The following is a 19,890-nucleotide window of genomic DNA, read 5'->3' on the forward strand; positions in this document are numbered from 1 at the left end:
AGCGCTTACGCGTCGCCGCCCGCCGCCCCGGGATCCGCCGCCGAAACATCCAGCAGCTGATACCGGTCGACGGCCTGCTTGAGGGCCGAGCGATCGACCTTCCCCTCGCGGGCGAGCTCCGTGAGGACCGCGACCACGATCGACTGGGCGTCGATGTGGAAGTAACGGCGAGCCGCCCCGCGGGTGTCCGCGAAGCCGAAGCCGTCCGCCCCCAGGGACTGGTACGTACCGGGCACCCAGCGCGAGATCTGGTCCGGAACCGACCGCATCCAGTCGGAAACGGCCACGAACGGCCCCTCGGCGCCCGACAACTTCTGCGTCACATACGGAACTCGCTGCTCCTCCTCGGGGTGGAGGAGATTGTGCTCCTCCACCGACACAGCATCGCGCCGCAGCTCGTTCCAGGAGGTCGCCGACCAGACGTCCGCCTTGACGTTCCACTCCTCGGCAAGGATCTTCTGCGCCTCGACGGCCCACGGCACCGCGACACCGGACGCCATGATCTGCGCCGGAATGGAGCCCGAAGTGCCTGCCGAGAAGCGGTGGATGCCCTTGAGGATGCCCTCGACGTCCACGTTCTCGGGTTCGGACGGGTGCTGGATCGGCTCGTTGTAGACGGTGAGGTAGTAGAAGACGTCCTCGCCGTGCGGGTGCTCCTCGGAGGAGCCGTACATCCGGCGCAGCCCGTCCTTCACGATGTGCGCGATCTCGAAGCCGTACGCCGGGTCGTACGCGACACAGCCCGGATTCGTCGAGGCCAGCAACTGCGAGTGCCCGTCCGCGTGCTGCAGGCCTTCACCGGTCAGCGTCGTACGCCCGGCCGTCGCACCCAGTACGAACCCGCGCGCCAACTGGTCGGCCATCTGCCAGAACTGGTCACCGGTGCGCTGGAACCCGAACATCGAGTAGAAGACGTACACCGGGATCAGCGGTTCACCGTGCGTCGCGTACGCCGAACCCGCCGCGATCAGCGAGGCCGTACAGCCCGCCTCGGAGATGCCGTCGTGCAGCATCTGCCCGGTCGGCGACTCCTTGTACGCGAGCAGCAGATCGCGGTCGACGGCCTCGTACTGCTGCCCCAGCGGGTTGTAGATCTTCGCGCTCGGGAAGAACGAGTCCATGCCGAACGTGCGGTACTCGTCCGGCGCGATCAGTACGAACCGCTTGCCGATTTCCTTGTCCCGCATGAGGTCCTTCAGCAGTCGCACGAACGCCATGGTCGTGGCGATCGACTGCTGACCCGAGCCCTTCTTCACGCTCGCGTACGTCTTGTCCTCGGGCAGCGCGAGCGGCTTCGAGCGCACGACGCGGGTCGGGACGTAACCGCCCAGGCCCTGGCGGCGGTCGTGCATGTACTGGAGCTCTTCCGAGTCGCGGCCCGGGTGGTAGTAGGGCGGCGGGCCCTCCTCCAGTTCCTTGTCGGAGATCGGCAGGTGGAGCCGGTCGCGGAAACCCTTGAGGTCGGCGACCGTCAGCTTCTTCATCTGGTGCGTGGCGTTACGGCCCTCGAAGTTCGGGCCGAGTGTCCAGCCCTTGACCGTCTGCGCCAGGATCACGGTCGGCTGCCCCTTGTGGGCACGGGCAGCCGAGTACGCGGCGAAGATCTTTTTGTGGTCGTGACCGCCGCGGCCCAGGTGCAGGATCTGGTCGTCGGTCATGTTCTCGACCATCGCGCGCAGCCGGTGGTCGTCGCCGAAGAAGTGCTTGCGGATGTACGCACCGGTCTCGGTCGCGTACGTCTGGAACTGGCCGTCCGGCGTGGTGTTCAGCTTGTTGACCAGCACGCCGTCGCGGTCCTGGGCGAGCAGCGGGTCCCAGGTGCGGTCCCAGACCAGCTTGATCACGTTCCAGCCGGCGCCCCGGAACTGCGACTCCAGCTCCTGGATGATCTTGCCGTTGCCGCGTACGGGCCCGTCGAGTCGCTGGAGGTTGCAGTTGACGACGAAGGTCAGGTTGTCGAGACCCTCGCGTGCGGCGATCGACAGCTGGCCGAGCGACTCCGGCTCGTCCATCTCGCCGTCGCCGAGGAAGGCCCACACATGGGACTTGGACGTGTCCGCGATGCCGCGCGCCTCCATATAGCGGTTCATCCGCGCCTGGAAGATCGCGCCCAGCGGGCCGAGGCCCATGGAGACGGTCGGGAACTCCCAGAAGTCGGGCATCGAGCGGGGGTGCGGGTAGCTGGACAGTCCGTCCGGATACTTCGACTTCTCCTGGCGGAAGCCGTCGAGCTGCCGCTCGGAGAGGCGGTCGAGCATGAACGCGCGTGCGTAGATGCCCGGCGAGGCATGGCCCTGGAAGAAGACCTGGTCGCCGCCGTCGCCCTCGTCCTTGCCGCGGAAGAAGTGGTTGAAGCCCACGTCGTACAGCGAGGCGGAGGAGGCGAAGGTGGCGATGTGACCGCCGACGCCGATGCCGGGGCGCTGGGCCCTGGACACCATCACGGCCGCGTTCCACCGGGTCGCGTTCAGGATCTTGCGCTCGATCTCCTCGTTACCGGGGAAGAACGGCTCGTCCTTGGTGGCGATGGTGTTGACGTAGTCCGTGCTGCGCATCTCGGGCACGGCCACGCGCTTCTCGCGGGCCCGCTCGATCAGGCGCAACATCAGATACCGGGCTCGCTCCCGGCCGCGCTGGTCGACAGCGGCATCGAGGGAATCGAGCCACTCCTGGGTCTCTTCGGGATCGAAGTCAGGTACCTGACTCGGAAGGCCGCCAATGATGATCGGGTTGCGATCGGGTCCGGAAGCCACGCTGTTCCTTCGCTTTCAGGGAGGCCGTTCTTCTCGGTTCTTCTGCTCGGCTCTGCTGGGTCCTTGCTCGGTGTTCTCGCCGCTGTCCTCGGGGCTCGCACCGATCCCCATCGTGTACCTCGGAAACGGAAACGTCACCTCTACCGAGGGGTAACCGGGACGTTCACCCGGTTCCCCGGGGATGAGCCCGGCGAATCGCAACAATACGCCCGGCCCGCGACGCGGTCCGCAAAGCCATTCGAGTCCCGTACCCTCGAAGGGTTCCGAAATTCACAAAGCGGGCAGATCGCCGTGGTGTGCGTCACCTGGAGTCGTGATTGGCTGTCTGGAGTTGCGGCGACACCGCCAGGATCGTCACCGTTTCGGCGGTCTCGACGGCCGGGTACTTGCGCGATCCGTCCCGCCCGTGTGGACTACGGCCAATGCTTCGCGCACGCGCGTGGCTTGAACCTTTACCAAACATGATCAGGAGGCAACCCGTGAGCGCGACCGCGGACCACGCGGAGGAGCGGACGAGCCTGGCCGCCAGGCTGGGATTCCAGCCCGAGCAGGTGGTCCAGGAGATCGGCTTCGACGACGACGTCGACCAGGAGCTCCGCGAGGCCATTGAGGAAGTGATCGGCAGCGAGCTCGTGGACGAGGAGTACGACGACGTCGCCGACGCCGTGGTGCTCTGGTTCCGTGACGACGACGGCGACCTGACTGATGCGCTGGTGGATGCCACCACGTACGTCGAGGAGGGCGGCGGCATTCTGCTGCTGACGCCGAAGACCGGCCGTGACGGCTACGTGGAGCCGAGCGATATCGCCGAAGCCGCGACGACCGCGGGGCTGTCCCAGACCAAGAGCATCAGCGTGGGCAAGGACTGGAGTGGTAGCCGCTTGGCTACGCCGAAGGCGGCCAAGTCCAAGAGGTGACGCTCTGCTGGGCTGAGCGTTCTCGTAAACCGGAGGGGCCCGCTTGCGCGGGCCCCTCCGGGGTTTTTCGGGGGGCCTGGGGGCGGAGCCCCCGTGATCGTAAGGTGGACCTGCCCGACTAACCCCCAGGAAGGGATGGCAGGACTATGGCGATCGAGGTCGGCGACAAGGCCCCGGACTTCGAGCTCAAGGACAACCACGGCGCCACCGTGATGCTCTCCGACTTCCGCGGAGCCAAGAACGTCGTTCTGCTCTTCTATCCCTTCGCCTTCACCGGGGTGTGCACCGGAGAGCTGTGTGCCCTGCGCGACAACCTGCCGAAGTTCGCCGACCGTGAGACCCAGCTGCTCGCGGTGTCCAACGACTCCATCCACACGCTGCGCGTCTTCGGCGAGCAGGAGGGGCTGGAGTACCCGCTGCTGTCCGACTTCTGGCCGCACGGTGAGGTCTCGCGGGCTTACGGCGTCTTCGACGAGGACAAGGGCTGTGCGGTGCGCGGGACCTTCATCATCGACAAGGAGGGCGTCGTCCGCTGGACCGTGGTGAACGGTCTGCCGGACGCGCGTGATCTGAACGAGTACGTGAAGGCGCTAGACACTCTTTGATTCTTCGGGCGCAGGGCCTGCGTCAACAGGGAACCCCTCACTAGGATCGACACGTTGATCCGATAGCAATGCACTACGGGGCTCCCCGCCCCTGGACACCATTGGGAGGACTCGTGGGAGTCAGCCTCAGCAAGGGCGGCAACGTATCGCTTTCGAAGGAGGCGCCGGGCCTTACCGCGGTCATCATCGGTCTGGGGTGGGACGTCCGTACCACCACCGGCACCGACTTCGACCTTGATGCCAGCGCCATCCTGGCGGGCACGGACGGCAAGGTCACCAGCGACGCCAACTTCGTGTTCTTCAACAACCTGAAGAGCCCGGACGGCTCGGTCGAGCACACCGGTGACAACATCACCGGTGAGGGAGAGGGTGACGACGAGCAGATCAAGGTCAACCTCGCCACGGTTCCGGCCGACGTCGACAAGATCGTGTTCCCGGTCTCGATCTACGACGCCGAGAACCGTCAGCAGTCGTTCGGCCAGGTCCGCAACGCGTTCATCCGCGTCGTGAACCAGGCGGGCGAGGCGGAGATCGCCCGGTACGACCTCTCCGAGGATGCCTCGACGGAGACCGCGATGGTCTTCGGCGAGTTGTACCGTCACGGCGCGGAGTGGAAGTTCCGCGCCATCGGCCAGGGTTACGCCTCGGGCCTGCGCGGTATCGCGCAGGACTTCGGCGTCAACGTCTGAGCCTTTCGGTCGCTGTCACACAGGGCAGGACCTGCCGCTTCACCTCCAGTCCGGCGCCGCACACTACGAGTGCGGCGCCGGACGTGCTCGACAACCGAAGGCTTGACCGGGGAGGAACAGGAACATGGGCGTCACGCTCGCCAAGGGGGGCAATGTCTCCCTCTCCAAGGCCGCACCGAACCTCACACAGGTGATGATCGGGCTCGGCTGGGATGCGCGCTCCACCACCGGAGCCCCCTTCGACCTCGATGCCAGCGCGCTGCTGTGCAACTCGGGGCGGGTGCTCGGTGATGAGTGGTTCATCTTCTACAACCAGCTCAAGAGCCCGGACGGCTCGGTCGAGCACACCGGCGACAACCTCACCGGCGAGGGCGACGGCGACGACGAGTCGATCCTGATCGACCTCTCCAAGGTGCCAGCCAACGTCGACAAGATCATCTTTCCGGTCTCGATCCATGATGCCGACAACCGCGGCCAGACCTTCGGCCAGGTCAGCAACGCCTTCATCCGTGTCGTCAACCAGGCCGACGGCCAGGAGCTGGCCCGCTACGACCTGTCCGAGGACGCCTCCACGGAGACCGCGATGATCTTCGGTGAGGTCTACCGATATGGCGCGGAGTGGAAGTTCCGGGCCGTGGGTCAGGGGTACGCGTCGGGGCTGCGAGGCATCGCTCTAGACTTCGGAGTCAACGTTTCGTAAAGCCGCGCACGGCGCGGGGGAGACCCGTACACAGATGATTGGGTAGCCAGTGGTTCTGAAAACCTTCGGCTGGTCGTTCGCGGTCACCGCGCTCGGCCTCGTCGCAGCGGTGCTGTTCGGCGGATGGGGCGCGTTCGGGATCGTGCTGATCCTGTCCATCCTCGAGATCTCGCTGTCCTTCGACAACGCGGTGGTCAACGCCGGGATCCTGAAGAAGATGAATGCCTTCTGGCAGAAGATCTTCCTCACCATCGGCATTCTGATCGCCGTCTTCGGAATGCGGCTGGTCTTCCCCGTGGTGATCGTGGCGGTCAGCGCCTCGCTCGGCCCCATCGAGGCCGTCGACCTGGCGTTGAACGAACCGGACCACTATGAGGAGTTGGTGACCGACGCCCACCCGTCGATCGCGGCCTTCGGCGGGATGTTCCTCCTGATGATCTTCCTCGACTTCATCTTCGAGGACCGTGACATCAAGTGGCTGGGCTGGATCGAGCGCCCGCTGTCCAAGCTCGGCAAGGTCGACATGCTCTCGGCCTGCATCGCACTGATCGTCCTCCTGATCACCTCGCTGACCTTCGCCAAGAGCGCGCATCTGCACGCCGGGACCGCCGACAAGGCGGAGACGGTACTGCTCTCCGGTGTCGCCGGTCTTGTCACGTACCTGGTCGTGGGCGGTCTCTCCGGCTTCTTCGAGAACCGCCTGGAGGAATCGGAGGAGCGCGAACACGAAGCGGAGGAGGAGGCCAAGAAGGCCGGGAAGCCGGTCTCCGCGGTGGCGCTGGCCGGCAAGGCGGCCTTCTTCATGTTCCTCTACCTGGAGGTTCTGGACGCCTCGTTCTCCTTCGACGGTGTCATCGGCGCCTTCGCCATCACCAACGACATCGTGCTGATGGCCCTCGGCCTCGGCATCGGCGCCATGTACGTCCGGTCGCTCACGGTCTACCTGGTCCGCGAGGGCACGCTCGACGACTACGTCTACCTGGAGCACGGCGCGCACTACGCGATCGGCGCGCTCGCCACGATCCTGCTGATCACCATCCAGTACGAGATCAACGAGATCATCACCGGTCTCATCGGCGTCGTCCTGATCGCCTGGTCCTTCTGGTCCTCGGTCCGCCGTAACCGCGAACTGGCGGCCGCCGAGGGAAAAGCTGACGCCTCGGACAAGGCCGAAATCTCGTCCGGGGTGTGACGACCCTCCTGTTGAGGAACGCTCTGAGGCGGGGCGGCCACGAGGAAGTCCTCATGGCCGCCCCGTCGTCGTATCTACTGTATTCGTCTGTATTCGTCGGGGTGGACACCTAACCGTGGGGGTGGAATGAGCTTCTGGGACGGTCTGTGGCGTGGTGGGCGATCGACGCAGTTCGATTCGGGGAGCGCGGCGACCAACGCCATCACGCTGACCAAGCGGAACCAGACGGTCTCGCTCACCAAACAGGGCGCGGCCACCGGCAATCTGCGGATCAACCTGTCCTGGCGTATGCGCACCTCCGACATAAGCGGCGGCCGGCGCGACAGCCTGCTGCGCCATCCCTTCCAGGCGTTCAAGCCCGAAGTGGTACAGGCGCACACCGAGAGCATGGTCAACGTCGACCTCGACCTGGGGTGCCTGTACGAGCTGACGGACGGCACCAAGGGCGTCGTACAGCCGCTGGGCGGCTTCTACGGAGAGCTCAACGCAGCGCCGTACGTGAAACTCAGCGGCGACGACCGCTTCGGCTCGGGCTCGGGCGAGACGATCTTCATCAACCTCGACCACCGGGAGCAGATCAAGCGGCTCCTGGTCTTCGTCTACATCTACGACCAGACCCCGGCCTTCGACCGTACGCACGCCATCGTGACGCTCTATCCCAGCAACGGCCCGCGGATCGAGGTCGGCCTCGACGAGCGCCACCCGCAGGCCCGTTCCTGCGCGGTGGTCATGATCGAGAACGTCAAGAACGAGCTGATCGTGCGGCGCGAGGTGAAGTTCGTGTACGGGTTTCAGGCCGAACTCGACCGGCTCTATGGGTGGGGGCTCCAGTGGGGGCGCGGTTACAAGGCGAAGGCCGACCGTTGAGCACCGCTCTCTCCTAAGGCGGGTGTCGCAGGTTCGAATCCTGCCGGGGCACAGAGAGACAAGCATCATCCGGCACGGACCCCGGCCCGGGCTTCTCGCGTCATCGGGATCTGGCTCCGCTTCGGGCGCGCAAGGAGCGGACGGGAAGATCGCGCTCCTGTCGGAAGCGGTTACGCCTGCCCGGAGCCCAGGGCGATTTCCGCGTCCTGGCCGCCCCAGCTGTCGGGGGTGCGCCACAGCACGTGAACCCTGAAGACGCCGTACAAGGTGTCGGCTGACCAGTCCTCAGCGGGCGGTTCGGAAAGCACCAGATAAAGGCGGTCGGCAGGAGCGGGCAGGGTGTGGTTGATCTCCAGGAGACGGGTGGCTCCCGAGCGGAGGTCGGCGTAAGTGGAGCGGCCGGCACCAAGAACCTCGTAGAGGAAGTGGCCGTCTTCCGCGATCCGGCTGACATCGATGACCGGGGAGTCAGTCGGCTGCAGGTCCGCCCAGAGCAGTGCCGCCTTGAGAGCATGGCGCACTGCCTCGTGCTTTTTGCACGTGCGGTCGGCGGCCGCCGCGGTCTCCAGCGAGTGCAGAAGCCCCTTCACGGGCGCCGGCGTGGCGGGCATGTCTTCGGCGGAGGTCACGGGCTCGGCTTCCTTCTGCTCGGACTGCTGTTCAGTGGAGGCGGGCGCATGGTCGGTTTCGGGTTCCCCCGTGGCGGCCCGGCGGTGTTGGAGCGCCTCCCGGGCTTCGTCCAGGGCCTGCGCCCAGCCGGTGCGTGTCAGGTCGTCCTGGAGTCGGTTCAGGTCCAGGTTGTTGTCCTTGAGCATGCGGTTGGTGTGCGCCGCGAGGTCGCGCAGGAGGCTGAGGCGGTGCTTGTCCGGGGATCCGAGCACACGACGCACGTCCACCCAGTCCGCCTGGTCGCGGCGGAGGACGCGGTTGACCATGCCCTTGAGCTCGGACAGACGATCACGGGCGTTATCCGGAACGATTCCGTCACCGTTGGTCAGCTCCTCGAAAACGCCGAGCGCCGCCACGTAGCGTTCCGCCATGGTGGGGGAGATGGGCTGGCGACCACGCTGGTCCGCGGTGAGCAGGCAGTGGTTGGTCTCGTGGGCGAACACCCAGCAGTCCAGTACCGCGCCGGGCCGCGGGGGCACCGAACCGTGGCGGACGGTCAGGACCAGAGGGACGTCGATCGCGGGAGAGAGGGCCTTGACCCTGTACCGGCCGCCGGGTGCCCGGCCGGTCACGCGGACTCGGATGTCCGTACCGATCTCGGGGACGTCACCTTCTGCCATGCCTGGTTCGCCTTCGGTGAGTGCTGGTTCGGTACTGCCGCCGTCGGGGTTCGTGAGGGCCTCCGGGAGCGGGGAGGTGTGCAGGACGGTCAGGCTCTGGGTGCTGCGGGTGAGCGCGACGTACAACTGGCGCAGGCCGGCCGGGCCGCGGTCGGCGATGGTGGCGGGTTCGACGACGAGGACGTGGTCGTACTCCATGCCCTTGGCCTGGGCGGCAGCCAGCACGGACACCGCCTCGTGTCCCTGCTCGGTGATGCCGTCGGCCAGGCCCAGGTGGCGGCTGATCTCGTCGAGCCAGCCGGAGTCGTCGGGGACGATGACCGCCACGGAGCGCAGGGTGTGTCCGTCGCTGGTGCCGATGAGGCGCGTGGCTTGGGCCACGGTGTCGTCGAGGAGTTTCCACGGCTCGGTCGCGACCGTCCGTACGGCGTCCTCACCCGCTGCGCGCACGGCCTGCGGGTACGGCAGTGTGGGGGCGACGGTACGGGCCAGGGGGGCGACGAACTCCATGATTTCGGCAGGCACGCGGTAGCTGGTGTTCAGCTCGGCCACGCGCCAGTCGCCGTGGTCGGACAGGAGGGTGCCGAGGCGGTCCCAGTCGGTGTGGGTGTGGGGGCCCGTGGCCTGGGCCAGGTCGCCCAGGATGGTCATGGAGCCCTGCGCCGCGGAGCGCCTGCGCAGGGAGCGGGCCTGCATGGGTGTCAGGTCCTGTGCCTCGTCGACGACGATGTGCCCGTACCGTTGCGGGGTCTCCCCGGTAATGAGATACCGCAGTTCTTCGAGGCAGACCTGGTCGTCGAGGGTCCAGGGATCGGCGTCGGCCTTGTCGGCCCGAGGGCGGTGCACAGCGGCCTGCTCCGCGGCGTCGAGAATGCCCTCGGCACAGCTACGCAGGAGATCTTCCGAGTCGTAGAGGGTGCGGAGGGCTTCCCTGGCGCCGGGCGAGGGCCAGACACGTTCGATGAGGCGCTCGACCTGACGGTTGCGTTCCAGGTCGCGGCGGATCGTGTCGTCACGGCTGCGGCGAGGGGCGACGGCGACGAGTTCCCGCAGCAGGCGGTCGACGAGCAGGCCGCGGAAGCGGTCGCGGCGCTCACGGTAGGAGCCGTCGCCTTGGCGCACGTCTTCTAGGAGGGCGAGCACGTCGGTGCGCGGGACACGCAGGGTCGTGCTGCCGACGATGACGGTGAGCTCCGGCTTGGCCCCCTCGTAGGAGGGAGTGGTGGTGAACTCGTCGACGGCCTCGGGACGGCACTCGATCTCGACGCGCCGCCGCAGGACGGCCGCCATGCGCTCGTCGGACTTCACCACCCGCGCCGTGGGGGTGTCGGTGCCGAGGATCTCGCCGTCCCACAGGCGGGTCACCTGCACGGCGTTGACGTTTCGGGTGCCGAGCGTGGGCAGCACCTGGCTCACGTAGTCCAGGAACCGCTGATGGGGGCCGATGACGAGGACATCCTGGGCTTTGAAGTGCCCGTTGTTGACGAGCCAGGTCACGCGGTGCAGGCCGACCGCCGACTTGCCGGTACCCGGGCCGCCCTGCACGACGAGGATGTCGGAGGGCGAACCGGTGACCAGAGCCATCTGGTCACGCCGGATGGTCTCGACGATGTCCCGCATGCTGCCGCTGCGAGAGCGCTGAAGCTCGCGGAGGAGGAAGTCGTCGGGCTGCTGCGGCCCTTGGTGATGGAGACGGGCGACGTCGGCGGGGGTGAGGACGGGCGGCCGTGCCTCCTCCGGCCGCTGTACGTCGGTGGTGGAGTCTGCCGCCGCGGACTGCGGGGCGGCGTCGTCCGTGGTCGGCCGCGGGGCGGGGACGGCGACGGAGATGTCGTCCGCATAGCCTTCGACGACGCGCTGCGTGCAGTGCAGCCGCCGCCGCAGGAGCACCTCCCCCGGGGCGTCCGGCAGCGCGTCGAGCCACTTCTTCGCAAGCGCGTTGGTCCACTCCACGACGACGGTGTCGCGGGTCTGAACGTCGGAAACGGCACGCCGGCCCACGTACCAGGTATCGGTCTCCCCACCAGGGCCGTCCTGCACGTCTACGCGGCTGATGACCAGCGACGCGTTGCCGAGACCTCCGTACGCCGCGGCTCGCTCCTCGGCCGCGAGACGGTTGGCGACGCTGTCCTTGCCGCTCGCGGAGGCCGAGGCGACCGACCCCCCGGTCAGTTCGGCCAGCCGCGCGGCGTAGCACTCGTAGGCGCGGTCCACCGCCTTCTGCTCGATGGAGATGATCGCTTCGCGCGTGGTGGTGCCCATGTGTATCCCCCTCCCATGCAGCGCCCCGAAGGGTGCTGCGCCGGGCATGTGCCCGTACACGGGTGAAATAACTATCAGAGACCGACTGGTGACAAGTGGTCAGAAAGCCGACGGCGGAGTCGGTCAGGGTCAGGCGGCGGCCGTACCGGGATCCGGGTCGGAGCTGAGAGAGCGCAGGATCCGTGTCACTTCCTTGCCGGCGGCGGAGGCGGAGACGCGGCCGGTGGCGCGCCGCACGGCGAGGCCGGCGAGGGCGTCGGCGGTTTCGTTGAGGTCATGCCCTATGTGGCCCTTGAGCCAGCGGACCTGGAAGCGGTCGCGATGGGGCAACAGGCGGTCCAGGAGTTCCCTGCCCTCGGGGAAGAGGACGGTGCGGTGGGCAGCTGCCGGATCGGCGCTCTTCAGGGCCAGGTTCACTGCCTCGACGGCCTCGGTGCTGTCGCACAGGACGAGTACGGGGGCTTCCGGGTGGCGGCCCAGGAGGTTGAGGGCGGCCTGGCAGACACCGATGACCTCGGCCTCGCCGCTGCACGAGGCCATGGAGTCGCCGTATCCGGTTGTGCCGTCCTCGGCGGCCCAGCCGTAGCCGCACAGTGCGGATTCGTCGCCGATCGCGGCGTCGGCGACGGCCACCGCGGCGCGGCTGGGGAAGTCGTCGAGGATGGCGTAACGCTCCTTGTAGCCGGGGGCAGAACCCTCCGAACCCCCGCCGCCGTCCTCGCCGTCCTGCGACGTGTCGGCGGACGTGTGCTCGGTGAGGAGGGCGGCGAGGGTGCGGTGGCACCGCGGGCAGCCGTCGGCTCGTGCGTCGCAGTCTTCCCGGTGCTCGGTGGCCAGCCGACAGGCCCGCTGCCACAACCGGGGCTTGTCGGCGGCGAAGCGTGTGAGAGCTGCGGCACGGCATCGCGCGATGAGTTCCGCGAAGGGCCCGGCGGCCGCACGGTCCCGGATCCGGTCATGGAGGTCGGCGATCCGGTGCCTGGCCTCGCGGGCGCGGGCCGCGAGGATCGCGGCGTCCTGGTAGGCGTCGTCGAGCGCGTCGAGCTGCGCACGGCGGGCGGTGGAAGGACGGGCGAGCACGTGGCGTTCGGCCTGGGCGATGGCGTAGCGGCCCCAGGCCAGCGCGGTACGGGCATGCCGCCCCCACCGTTCGACCACCGCGTCGTGCGCGAGGTGCGGATTTTCCCCTTCCCGGGCGTCGTGCAGGAGGGCCTGGACGAAGGCGTCGTCGTGGCACTCCAACAGTTCGCGTACGGCTAACGGCAGTTGGGCGGCCGCAGAGCCCCATTCCCGGGCCCACAGGGCGAGATCGTTGTCCACCGCCCGCACATCGGCGGCCGGCGATCCGCGGTCAAGGAGCACTTCCCGAAGGGCCCGGCCGTACGCTTCCGGGTCCACAGCGCGCGCCACGCGCAGCTCGAGCGGCTCCAGCGGGGGCCCAGGACGATCGGCGATGCGGCGCGCACGCTGCTCCTTGCACACGGCATCCGCCTCGGACCGTGCCCGGCGGACCCTGCGTGCGTGCTCGCGCAGGTGCCGCAGCCGCTGTGCGGCCGGCAGCCCTGAGAGCTCGGTGCGCCTGATGTCCCCACGGGCGAGGACATCGGCGTGGGCCAGAGCGATGGCGATGGGCCCGGCGAGCGCAGGGTGGGCCAGGGCCGCGGCGGTCTCCGGGGGAGCCATGCCGTTCATGCGGGCGAGGACGGCGTCCTGCAGCGCGGTGAAGTCGTCGGTGAAGTGGTGGACCAGCTCGGTGTGCGTGGCGATCGTCACGGTGACCTTCCAAGTCACGAGCGGGGTAACTGGTAACGGGCAGGTGGGGTGTTGTCCCCAGCCGGAACGACCCTCCGTAGGGCCTTCTGTCGTCATTGCCGCCTCTGGCGGGCCGTCGGCCGTGCTGGGATTTCCCGGCGAGGTTGGTAGGCGGCGGTGCCAGGAGAGGGGAACTGCCGGGTGCGGCAGGCAGGTTCGGGACGGCGCGGGTTCGGCTACGACATCAGTAGTTGCCGTTGCTCAGGATGTCGCTGTCAGCGTTGTAGACGGTGACGAGGCCGTTCTTGCTGTCCTTCCCCCGGCTGGACTGGAAGTCGGCGAAGGCCGAGGCGAGCAGCTTGGCGTTGCCGGCATCCGCGCTGACCATGTCCCCGGTGTAGTCCGTGTAGATGTCAGCCGTGTCCAGGATGTCGTTGTTTTCGTCGGCGCCCTGGACCTTGGTGACGTGCGCCGCGGCCTCCCGCGTCTTCGCGGACTCGTGCTTCTTCACGTACGCCTTGAAGGCGTCGACGGTGGACTGCTGGGGCGCGGCGGCCTTGGGGGAGCCGGTGGCCTTGGAGGGGCCGGTGCCCTTGGGGGAGTCGGCAGACGCGGCGGAGGACGCAGCGCTGGACGAGGAGTCGCCCGAGCCGGACCCCACCGCGGCCCCGATACCACCGATGACGAGCGCGGCAGCCAGGATGCCACCGCAACCGAGGCAGCCCAGCTTGGCCTTGGGCCGCTGCTTCTGTGGCGAGGGAGGCTGCGGATAGCCAGGCTGCTGTGGGAATCCGGGGTGCTGCGGATAGCCGGGCTGCTGCGGGAATCCGGGCTGCTGCGGGGGCTCGGTGGTCATCTGGGTTCCTCCTTGTTGCGAGTGCGATGTGCGGTGTGCGGTGCCGCGGTGAGTGGCCACAGCGATGCGGAATGGATTGCGGGGGCGGGACGAGTGCGGCCCTGACCTGTGGCAGTTGCGATGGAAGAGATCAGCAGGGATCTGGAGAGATCGGACGCGCGGAACGGAGGCAACAGAGTGCGCCGCGCCGCTTCCACTCGGAAGCAGAACTAGATAAGCACAACACTGAAAGCGTCGTCAAACAGCTTGACGGACTTGACGACCGTTGTAATCTGTTAACCGTCCACTATCCGACTGGCCCGAGAGGTGCGGAACCCCACGCCATGCCCCAGCAGCCACCAGCCCAACTGGCGCCCTCCGCGCACGTGACAGCCGCCGAGATCTCCCGCATCGCAGGGGTCACGCGCGCCACCGTCAGCAACTGGCGCCGCCGCCACGACGACTTCCCGGCCCCCAGCGCTGGCACGGAAACCAGCCCGCTCTACGACCTGTCGGCCGTGCAGGCATGGCTGCGGGGCCGCGGGCACACCTCCACGGCCTCGCCGACCGAGGAGCTGCGTACGGCGCTACGGCTGCTGGGACCCGGCTCGGGTGTGGCCGCGCGACTGTTCCCGCTGGTGGCTGCCGCGTCCCGCCGCACGACGGAGGAGCTGGCCGAACTCGCCGCCGCGCCCGACGACCAGCTGATCGCCCGAGCGGAGAAGACGGCGGGCGAGCTCCCGGCTGCCGTTCCCGAGGCCCAGCCGGTCCGCTACGGCCCGGACGACGCGGGCGCGGTCCGCGCGCTGCTGGGTTGCGTCCGTGAGGCGGGGGCACAGGCCGCCGTCGACGTCCTCGCCGAACGCGAACTGGACGAGGGCGCCGCCAGCGGCGTGTACCAGACCCCGGAGGGCTTGGCCCTGCTCATGGCTCGGCTCCTGCCCGCCGGCACGTCCCGCGTCCTCGACCCTGCCTGCGGCAGCGGTACGCTCCTCGCCGCCGCTGCCCGGCAGGGCGCACAGGAGCTGTTCGGGCAGGACTCGCTCCCTGTCCAGGGACGGCGCACCGCGGTCCGGCTGCTGCTCGCCGCACCCGAGGCCGAGACGGCGATCCGCGTCGGCGACAGCCTGCGTGCCGACGCCTTCCCCGACGTCACCGTGGACGCCGTTCTGTGCAACCCGCCGTTCGCCGACCGCGACTGGGGTCACGACGAGCTGGCCTACGACCCGAGGTGGGCGTACGGACTCCCGCCGCGCTTCGAGTCCGAACTGGCCTGGGTGCAGCACGCCCTCGCGCACCTGGAGCCCGGCGGTTACGCGGTCATGCTGCTGCCGCCCGCGCTCGCCTTCCGCGCCTCCGGCCGCCGCGTCCGCGCGGAACTCATCCGCAGCGGGGCCCTGCGCGCCGTCGTCTCACTTCCCGCGCGTGCCGCGTATCCGCTCCACATCGGCCTGCAGATCTGGGTGTTCCAACGCCCGGAGCCGGGCGGCACGGACCGTACGACGGTGCTGTTCGTCGACGGGGAGGGCGAGCAGCGGGACGGCGCCGCGGGCACTCCGTCCGCCACCGATACGGCCACGGCCGGCGCCGGTGCCCGCGGCGGCTCACGCCCCCGCCGATCCGCCTCTTCCTCTTCCGCCGCCTCCTCTGCCCCTGCCCCTTCCGCCTCTGCCTCCTCCTTCGACTGGGCGGGGCTGACCGACCGGGTCCTCGCCCAGTGGGCCGCGTTCACCGCCGCCCCCGACACCTACGCCGACGAGCCCGGCGTCGCCCGCGCGGTGCCGCTCGTCGACCTCCTCGACGACGTCGTCGACGTCACCCCGGCCCGCCATGTGCGGGCGACCGCGGCCGACCTCGACCCGGCCGCCCTGGCCCGCCGCGTCCACGACCTGCACGAGCAACTGGCAGAGCAGGTCGCCGCCTTGGCGGCCGCCTCCGCGTCCGGCGGGTGGCTGCCGTCCGGGGACTCGGCCCGCGAGTGGCGTACGGCGACCGTCTCCGACCTGGCACGCGGCGGGGCCCTGACCGTGCTGCGGGCGGCGACGCCCGGCACACGAGGCTCCAAGGGCGGCGCCGCGCCCACCGTGGACCGGCCAGTCATCACCGCCCAGGACATCTCGGCCGCAAACCCCCCGTCCAGCGGGGCCGTTGACATCCACGCGGACGCCACGCAGCCCGTCGCCGCCGGGGACGTCCTCGTACGAGCCGTCGCGGGCGGCGACGGGGCCGCGATGACCCGGGTCGCCGACGACCGGGACGCCGGAGCCCTGCTCGGCCCGCACATCCACCTCCTGCGCCCCGACCCGGCCCGCCTCGACCCGTGGTTCCTGGCCGGGTTCCTCGGCGCCGAGGACAACATCGCCTCCGCGTCCACGGGCAGCACCCTCGTGCACGTCACACCGGGCCGACTCCGGGTACCGCTGCTGCCCCTGGAGGAACAGCGGCGCTACGGGGAGGCCTTCCGCCGCGTGTACGAGCTGCGCGCGGCCGTCCGCCGAACCGCCGACCTCGCCGCCGACACCGCGGCCACCCTCACCACCGGCCTCACCGCCGGCGTACTCCTGCCACCGGACGCCCCGGATGCCTCGAACACCCCGGAGCCGGACAGCCGTTCCGCCTGAAAAGCCCCACACGTCCGACCGCACACGACCACACTTGATTCCTGCCGTCCCACACCCGGACGGCGCTCTTCGGAAGGAAGCCGGGACCTCTTGAACAGCAGCAAGCACACGGAGTTGGCGAACCACGCCTGGTCCGTCGCCGATCTCCTGCGCGGCGACTACAAGCAGTCCGACTACGGCAAGGTCATCCTGCCGTTCACCGTGCTGCGACGCCTGGAGTGCGTCCTGGAGCCGACGCGCGAGAAGGTCGTCGAGACCGTCGCCAGGTTCGCGGGCCAGGACATCGACACCGACCACTTCCTGCGCAAGGCCTCGGGCCACTCCTTCTACAACAAGAGCGACCTCACGCTGCGGAAGATCGCGGCCGACCCGCAGAACGCGGCGAAGAACCTGCAGATCTACGTCGGCGCCTTCTCGGACAACGCCCGCGAGGTCCTCGACAAGTACGAGTTCAACCAGCAGGTCAGGAAGCTCGACAGCGCGAACCTGCTCTACCAGGTCATCGGCAGGTTCACCGACCTCGACCTGCACCCCGACGTCGTGCCCAACCACAACATGGGCTACATCTTCGAGGAGTTGATCCGCCGCTTCGCCGAGCAGTCGAACGAGACCGCGGGTGAGCACTTCACCCCGCGCGAGGTCATCAAGCTGATGGTCAACCTGCTGGTGGCGCCCGACGCGGACGCCCTCAGCCTGCCGGGTGTCGTCCGTACGGTCATGGACCCGGCCTGCGGCACGGGCGGCATGCTCAGCGCCGCCGACGACCGCATCAAGGCCCTCAACCCGGACGCGACGGTCGAGGTGTACGGGCAGGAGCTCAACCCCGAGTCCTGGGCGATCTGCCGCTCCGACCTCATGATCAAGGGCCAGGACCCGGAGAACATCCGCTTCGGCAACTCCTTCTCCGACGACGGCCACGCCCGCCGCAAGTTCGACTACGTCCTCGCCAACCCGCCGTTCGGCGTGGAGTGGAAGAAGGTCAAGGAGGAGGTCGAGTACGAGCACAAGTCGCTCGGCGACGCCGGCCGCTTCGGCGCGGGCCTGCCGCGCATCAACGACGGCTCGCTGCTCTTCCTCCAGCACATGATCTCGAAGATGAAGCCGGTGGACGTGAACGGCGGGGGCGGCTCCCGCATCGCCATCGTCTTCAACGGCTCCCCGCTGTTCAGCGGTGCGGCGGGGTCTGGTGAGTCGGAGATCCGACGTTGGATCCTGGAGAACGACTGGCTGGAGGCGATCGTCGCCCTCCCGGACCAGCTCTTCTACAACACCGGCATCTCCACGTACTTCTGGATCCTCACCAACCGCAAGGACGCCGACCACAAGGGCAAGGTCGTCCTGCTCGACGCGCGCGACCAGTGGGTGAAGATGCGCAAGTCGCTCGGGGACAAGCGCAAGGAGCTCGGCGACGGGACGAACGGCCGCCCCGACCACATCGGCGACATCACTCGGCTGTACGCGGAGGCCGTCCAGGTCGCGAAGGACCCCGAGCACCCGCTCCACGGCAAGGTCAAGGTCTTCGCCAACGAGGACTTCGGGTACCAGCGGATCACGGTTGAGCGGCCGCTGAAGCTGCGCTTCGAGGTCACGGAGGAGAGTCTGGCGGCGCTGGAGGAGTCCAAACCAATCCAGAAGCTGCCGACCGCTTCGGTTTTCTTCGACGCCATCGAGTCAATGCAGGTTCGATCCTGGGCCACCAAGTCGGAGGCGTGGCTGGCGCTCAAGGACGCGGTCGTTCAGGCCGGGTCGACCTGGCCGACAGGCGCGCCGTTCAACAAGGCGCTGCGGGACGCGATCGGCGTACGGGACCCGGAGGGCGAGGTCCAGAGCGTGAAGGGCAAGCCGGAGCCGGACGCCGAGCTGCGGGATTACGAGAACGTACCGTTGGGTGAGGACGTCGAGGACTACCTCAAGCGTGAGGTACTGCCACACGTACCGGACGCATGGATCGACCACACGAAGACGAAGATCGGCTACGAGACCCCGTTCACCCGGCACTTCTACGTCTACAAGCCGCCGAGGCCGCTGGAGGAGATCGACGCGGAGTTGAAGTCACTGGAGGCGGAGATTCAGGCGCTGTTGGGCGAGGTGACGGAATGACCATCACCGAGGACGGCTGGATCGAAGGCGCGCCTGGTCGATGGACGCGTGGGCGCATTAAGAATCTCATCACATCAGCAACCAATGGAACTTGGGGGGGCGAACCTGCCGAAGATGGCGGCGATGTCCGCTGCATTCGCGCTGCGGACTTCGACCGTGTGGGGCGTCGAGCGAAGGCCGATGGGGCTCCGTTGCGAAGCATCGACGCATCATCGCTACGGCAGCACCTCCTGCATCCTGGCGACCTGATCCTCGAAAAGTCAGGGGGAGGCGAAAAGCAGCCTGTCGGCATGGCTGTTCTCTATGAGGGAGCAGAGAAGGCAGTGTGCTCCAATTTCTGCTCTCGAATTTCCCCCGGATTCGATGTCGACTCTCGCTTCCTGACCTACGTATTTGCCGCTGCATACGGTCAGGGGCTGACTCAGAGTGCGATCAAGCAGACCACGGGTATCCAAAACTTGGATGCTGGAGCCTTCTTTTCTTCGCCGTGGGCATATCCGGGGTTGGAGGAGCAGCGCCGCATCGCCGACTTCCTCGACACCGAGATCAGCAAGCTAGCTCGAATCGAGCTCCTCTCAAGTGAGCTCTCACGCCTCCTAGGCGAGCGGCAGGCGTCGCTGCTGTCGAATTGCTTCTCGTCACGCACAACGGTGGCTGACGGCACGCCTCCGGTCAATCTTGCATTGCGACGTGTCGTAAATCGGTGGATCGACTATCGCGGGGCAACACCTGAGAAGACTGCATCCGGGATCCCATTGGTCACTGCCAAGAACATTCGCGATGGAAAGATCGACATGGCTGCAAGTCGCGAGTTCATTGCCGAAAACGCCTACAGCGATTGGATGCGTCGTGGGCTGCTCATGCGCGGCGACGTGTTGTTGACCACTGAGGCTCCGCTCGGACAGGTGGCAATGGTCGATGATCCAGGTGTGGCTCTCGCGCAGCGCGTAATTGTACTCAGGGCCGATCGGAGGTTCTGTAGTCCGGAATGGCTTTACTGGTACCTGCGTTCGCCCCAGGGCCAGGCGGAGTTGGAACTCCGGGCCACCGGATCGACCGCCTTGGGCATCAAGGCCGACAGGCTGCGTGGCGTTCCCATTCCCGTTTTGCAACCGGCAGAGGCGAAAGAACGCTTGGCGCAATTGCAGAGCCAGGTGTCTCAGGTCGAAAGCCTGCAGGGTGAGTTGTCACGGCAGCGAGCGCTGATCGCCGAACGCCGCCAAGCCCTCATCACCGCCGCCGTAACCGGCCAGTTCGACGTCTCCACCGCCAGTGGACGCAACGTAACGGACGGAGTGAGCGCGTAGT

The 19,890-nt window shown here is 68.0% G+C and carries 13 protein-coding genes; 9 read left to right on the top strand and 4 right to left on the bottom strand.

Translation table 11 applies throughout. The features are described 5' to 3' along the window. Positions 1–5 precede the first annotated feature (5 nt). Positions 6–2,753, bottom strand: coding sequence for a pyruvate dehydrogenase (acetyl-transferring), homodimeric type (gene aceE / locus ACFYO0_RS08285; protein WP_388672476.1), 2,748 nt, complete (start codon positions 2,751–2,753; stop codon positions 6–8). 479 nt (positions 2,754–3,232) lie between these two features. Here aceE and ACFYO0_RS08290 point away from each other — a divergent pair, with 479 nt between their 5' ends. From ACFYO0_RS08290 to ACFYO0_RS08315, 6 genes are all read left to right on the top strand, one after another. Then, entirely contained in the window at positions 3,233–3,670 is a 438-nt protein-coding gene (locus tag ACFYO0_RS08290; protein WP_328771960.1) for a DUF3052 domain-containing protein, read from the top strand. A gap of 146 nt (positions 3,671–3,816) precedes the next feature. Next, positions 3,817–4,275, top strand: a complete 459-nt coding sequence (locus ACFYO0_RS08295; RefSeq protein ID WP_388672479.1) for a peroxiredoxin — start codon at positions 3,817–3,819, stop codon at positions 4,273–4,275. Between the two features lie 113 nt (positions 4,276–4,388). Continuing rightward, positions 4,389–4,964 (top strand): TerD family protein, encoded by a 576-nt coding sequence (locus tag ACFYO0_RS08300; RefSeq protein ID WP_386356559.1) that lies wholly within the window; start codon positions 4,389–4,391, stop codon positions 4,962–4,964. A gap of 124 nt (positions 4,965–5,088) precedes the next feature. Beyond that, positions 5,089–5,664 carry a TerD family protein gene (locus ACFYO0_RS08305; RefSeq protein WP_119104410.1) on the top strand — a complete coding sequence of 192 codons (576 nt, stop codon included), beginning with the start codon at positions 5,089–5,091 and terminating at the stop codon, positions 5,662–5,664. Between the two features lie 49 nt (positions 5,665–5,713). Then, entirely contained in the window at positions 5,714–6,856 is a 1,143-nt protein-coding gene (locus ACFYO0_RS08310; RefSeq protein ID WP_388672482.1) for a DUF475 domain-containing protein, read from the top strand. A gap of 126 nt (positions 6,857–6,982) precedes the next feature. Further along, a complete protein-coding gene (locus ACFYO0_RS08315) occupies positions 6,983–7,723 on the top strand; it encodes a Tellurium resistance (RefSeq protein WP_388672484.1) in 741 nt (246 codons plus the stop codon). Between the two features lie 170 nt (positions 7,724–7,893). On the opposite strand, the gene ACFYO0_RS08320 is transcribed toward ACFYO0_RS08315, so the two are convergent. The 3 genes from ACFYO0_RS08320 to ACFYO0_RS08330 form a co-directional block, all read right to left on the bottom strand. Continuing rightward, positions 7,894–11,274, bottom strand: a complete 3,381-nt coding sequence (locus tag ACFYO0_RS08320) for a HelD family protein (protein WP_388672486.1) — start codon at positions 11,272–11,274, stop codon at positions 7,894–7,896. A 129-nt stretch (positions 11,275–11,403) separates the two neighbouring features. Beyond that, the gene (locus ACFYO0_RS08325; RefSeq protein WP_388672488.1) at positions 11,404–13,047 is read right to left on the bottom strand and encodes a ribonuclease HI; all 1,644 of its coding nucleotides are present in this window, start codon (positions 13,045–13,047) and stop codon (positions 11,404–11,406) included. A gap of 223 nt (positions 13,048–13,270) precedes the next feature. Continuing rightward, positions 13,271–13,882, bottom strand: a complete 612-nt coding sequence (locus ACFYO0_RS08330) for a hypothetical protein (RefSeq protein ID WP_388672490.1) — start codon at positions 13,880–13,882, stop codon at positions 13,271–13,273. Positions 13,883–14,247: 365 nt separating this feature from the next. Here ACFYO0_RS08330 and ACFYO0_RS08335 point away from each other — a divergent pair, with 365 nt between their 5' ends. The 3 genes from ACFYO0_RS08335 to ACFYO0_RS08345 all read left to right on the top strand — a co-directional run bounded on the left by ACFYO0_RS08335 (position 14,248) and on the right by ACFYO0_RS08345 (position 19,889). Further along, complete coding sequence (locus ACFYO0_RS08335) at positions 14,248–16,482, top strand: N-6 DNA methylase (RefSeq protein WP_388672774.1); 2,235 nt, start codon at positions 14,248–14,250, stop codon at positions 16,480–16,482. Positions 16,483–16,572: 90 nt separating this feature from the next. Beyond that, positions 16,573–18,582 (top strand): N-6 DNA methylase, encoded by a 2,010-nt coding sequence (locus ACFYO0_RS08340; RefSeq protein ID WP_388672492.1) that lies wholly within the window; start codon positions 16,573–16,575, stop codon positions 18,580–18,582. Beyond that, on the top strand, positions 18,579–19,889 hold the full coding sequence (locus tag ACFYO0_RS08345; RefSeq protein ID WP_388672494.1) for a hypothetical protein: 1,311 nt from the start codon (positions 18,579–18,581) through the stop codon (positions 19,887–19,889). Before ACFYO0_RS08340 ends, ACFYO0_RS08345 begins: the two co-directional genes overlap by 4 nt. Position 19,890 lies beyond the last annotated feature (1 nt).

This window comes from Streptomyces sp. NPDC006365, from assembly GCF_042870755.1.
Classification (GTDB): Bacteria; Actinomycetota; Actinomycetes; order Streptomycetales; family Streptomycetaceae; genus Streptomyces; species Streptomyces xiangluensis.